Below are 1982 nucleotides of genomic sequence, written 5' to 3' on the forward strand. Positions count from 1 at the left end.
GTGCGCACGTCCGCACCGGCCGCCAGGCTCAGCGCGCCGGTGGCCAGGATGGAGATGTTGCCGCTGCCCGAGAGCACGTCGGCGTTGTCCGCCAGCGCGATCGCGCCGGCGCTTTGCAGCAGCACGTTGCCGCGGCCATTGGCCGACACCGCCACGCCGTCGGTCGCGCCCGAGGCGCCGTCGGTGAGCGTCAGCGTGCCGGCCGCATTGGTCAGCACGATGCTGCCGTCGCCGCCCGCGGTGCGCAGGTCCGACTGGCCCGCATCGGTGCTCAGCGACGCCGCCGCCAGCGCGCCGGTGGCCGTCACGGCCTGCACCGCCACCGACACCGTGGTCACGTTCACGCCGTCGCGCTCGGCCAGGAACAGCCCGCCGTTGCCCGCCAGGGCCGACAGGTTCACCGTGCGCGTCTCCAGCAGGTTGCCGGCCGCGCCGATGGCCGCTCCGGCCTTCAGCCGCAGGCTGCCGCTGGCGGTGCCGGTGGTGATGTTCAGCGCCGACTCGCCCGCCGTGCCGTCCGCATCCAGGATGCTGCCCGCGCTGGCCGTGATGGACACGCTGCCGCCCGAGGAGGTGACGGTGATCACGCCCACGCTCACGTCCTGCGCGGCCACGAGGCGCACCGAGCCGCCCGCCGTGATGGCGTTGCCCGAAGCCTGCACGATGCTGCCGGCGGCCGACTCCACGTTCACCGCCCCCAGGATGCCGGTGGTGATGCCCGCAGCGCCGGTGAAGCGCACGCCCGTGCTGCCCTTGACCGTCACCCAGCCGCCGTCGTTGGCGCCGCTGGTGCCGGCGCTGCGGATGTCCGCATTGCCCGTGACCGCACCGGCCAGGGCCTCCACCAGCACGTTGCCGCTGGTGCCGTCCACGTTGCCGGCGCGGATCGCCACGCCGTCGGCATTGCCGCCGTCGTTCAGCACCAGGTCGCCCGTGGTGCTCTGCAGCACCACGTGCGCGCTCGCGCCCGTCACGATGTCGCTCAGGTTGCCCGCCACGTCCACGCGGCTGCCGCCGGTGGCCAGCGCCGCGCCGACGCTGCCGTCCGCGCCCACCTGGCGGATCGCGTTGGCGACCGTGCCCACGGTGAGGCCGTTGCTCTCCAGCAGGAACACGCCGGTGGTGCCGGCGTAGGCGGCCAGCGTCGTGGCATCGATCTCCAGCGCATTGGCGGCCGTGCCCACGCTGCCCGCGGCCATCAGGCGCAGGCCATTGGCACTCAGGTTGAGCACGCGCTCGTTGGCGGCGGTGTCGGCATCCAGGATGCTGCCGGCGTTCGCGTCGACGGACAGGTTGCCCGTGGTGCTCACGCGTGCCAGCGTCACGTTGCCGGTGGCCTGCAGGCGGATGTCGCCGCTGCCGCTCGTGAAGGCGCTCGTGGCCGACTGGGTCAGCGCGCCATTGGCGGCGACCACTTCCAGGGTGCCGCTGCCGCTGGTGGCGATGCCGGCCACGGCGTCGATGCGGGTGGCCGCGCGCACGCTCACGTGGCCGCCGGCGGCGCTCACCGCCGTGTTCAGCACGAGGGCGCCGCCGGTGCTCTCCAGCAGCACGTTGCCGCCGGCGCTGGTGACGCCGTTGGTGGCGGCGGTGCCGCCCACGGTGATGTCGCCGCCCGCGCGCAGCACGAGGGCGCCGCTGCCGGTGGCCGTGAGGTCTTCCTGCGCGGTGCTGGTGGTGCTGCCCGCGGCCGTGCCGTCGGCCAGCACGAGGCGCACGTTGACCGTCACGCTGTCGATGGCGACGGCGTCGCGCTCGGCCAGGAACAGGCCGCGCGTGCCGGCGCTCGCCGTCAGGGTGGCGACCTGCGTTTCCAGCGCATTGAGCACGCTGCCGAAGCCGATGCCGCCTGCGGCATCGCTCTGGGCGGCCGTCAGGCGCAGCCGGTTGGCCGTGATGTCGGCATTGGCGTCCTCGGTGAGGTCGCCATCCACGATGTCGATGCCCGCGGTGACGGCCACGTCGCCGCTGGCCGCGTCGAC

The 1982-nt window shown here is 74.2% G+C and carries 1 protein-coding gene; it reads right to left on the reverse strand.

Annotated features, from left to right (window positions below):
* A partial coding sequence (locus tag NS331_RS26905; protein WP_193758201.1) for a beta strand repeat-containing protein occupies positions 1 to 1982 on the reverse strand: 1982 nt, incomplete at both ends.

This window comes from Pseudacidovorax intermedius (assembly GCF_001476815.1).
GTDB lineage: Bacteria > Pseudomonadota > Gammaproteobacteria > Burkholderiales > Burkholderiaceae_C > Xenophilus > Xenophilus intermedius_A.